This window comes from Pseudoflavonifractor sp. An85, from assembly GCF_002161235.1.
Taxonomy (GTDB): Bacteria; Bacillota; Clostridia; order Oscillospirales; family Oscillospiraceae; genus Enterenecus.
Map to the genome: position 1 here is coordinate 1 of NZ_NFHE01000103.1, position 1,116 is coordinate 1,116.

2 protein-coding genes are annotated in these 1,116 nt (G+C 59.0%); both read right to left on the reverse strand.

Annotation, left to right across the window (positions count from 1 at the left end; translation table 11 throughout):
• Nucleotides 1-133: 133 nt before the first annotated feature.
• On the reverse strand, nucleotides 134-337 hold the full coding sequence (locus tag B5G37_RS14555) for a hypothetical protein (RefSeq protein ID WP_087258965.1): 204 nt from the start codon (nucleotides 335-337) through the stop codon (nucleotides 134-136).
• A 92-nt stretch (nucleotides 338-429) separates the two neighbouring features.
• A partial coding sequence (locus B5G37_RS14560; protein WP_158099448.1) for a TraG/TraD/VirD4 family protein occupies nucleotides 430-1,116 on the reverse strand: 687 nt, incomplete at its 5' end.

Genomic DNA, 1,116 nt, shown 5'->3' on the forward strand with positions numbered 1-1,116 from the left:
TGGTCATGCCGAGGTTGATGAGGCCGAAGACGACGAGCACGCCGCCGAGGAAGGTGACGCCCTGAGTGAGCATCTGTACTACATTGCTGAGCATTGTGATTGTTCCTTTCTTGTTGTTGAAATGGGTTTCCTGTCAGAATCCGGTGAATCCGTAAAGCGCGGCGAACCCGGTGATGACGCCGCCCGACGCGATCAGGGCGATGGCCTTCACCAGTTCGCCTCCGCCGCCGCGCAGCCCGTCCTTGAGCTGGATGCCGAGGTAGATCAGGCCGATGACCAGCACGGTCGCGCCGATGTAGGCGATGGGTTTCGCGGCGATGCGGACGATTTCTTCCATGTGGGGATGGTTCTCCTCTCCTTTCGGTTGGGGGCCGTGGCGCGGGATGATTCCCGATGCCACGGCCCATTGTACCAGCAGAACGGTATCTTTTAGGCACCTTCGCGTGCTTCCACTGTGCGCATGTACGCCTTGAAGTCGAACGGCTCGTCGTGGAGGCGCTTCGGGTTGCGCTCGTCCACGATATACATGTACCGCTTGTGGCTGTGGGGATCGTATTTGTCGTCCATGAGCGGGTTGGTGCCCGCGATGAGCAGGATGGCCTTTTTGCGGCTCATCTTGGCGATCTCCGCCGCGTCGATCAGGTCGCGGCCCTGTATCTGCATGTTCTTGGACGCGCTGGACGACTGGCCGGTGCTTTCGTTGTAGGTGAGCTGGTTGATGGTCTGCTTGCCGATCATCTCCGCGATCTCCTTGTTCGTGCTGTTGGACTTGCCGCCCAGAAACAGGGTGGAGTCGCAGCAGTCCACGATGGTCTGCGCCTTCTTGTCGTACTTCGACTCAAGCTGGCTCATGGATTGCAGGATGATGGTGATGCCGATGTTCCGGCTTCGGGTCACGGCGATGGTCTCCTCGATCTGCGGGATGGTGCCGATGTTGGCGAACTCATCGAAGATAAAGTGCACCGGCGTCGGCAGCTTGCCGCCGTAGTCCGTGAGTGCCTTCCGGCAGAGCTGGTCGATGCACTGCCACATTAAAATGGCAAAGAGGAACGAAAGGGTCTTATCCGTATCCGAGAGGATGCCGAAAATGGCGATCCGTTTGTCCTTGTCCCCCAG

What these genes read in the sequence shown, in the direction of transcription:
- B5G37_RS14555 (WP_087258965.1), bottom strand. Translation starts at nt 337, where the DNA reads ATGGAAGAAATCGTCCGCATCGCCGCGAAACCCATCGCCTACATCGGC.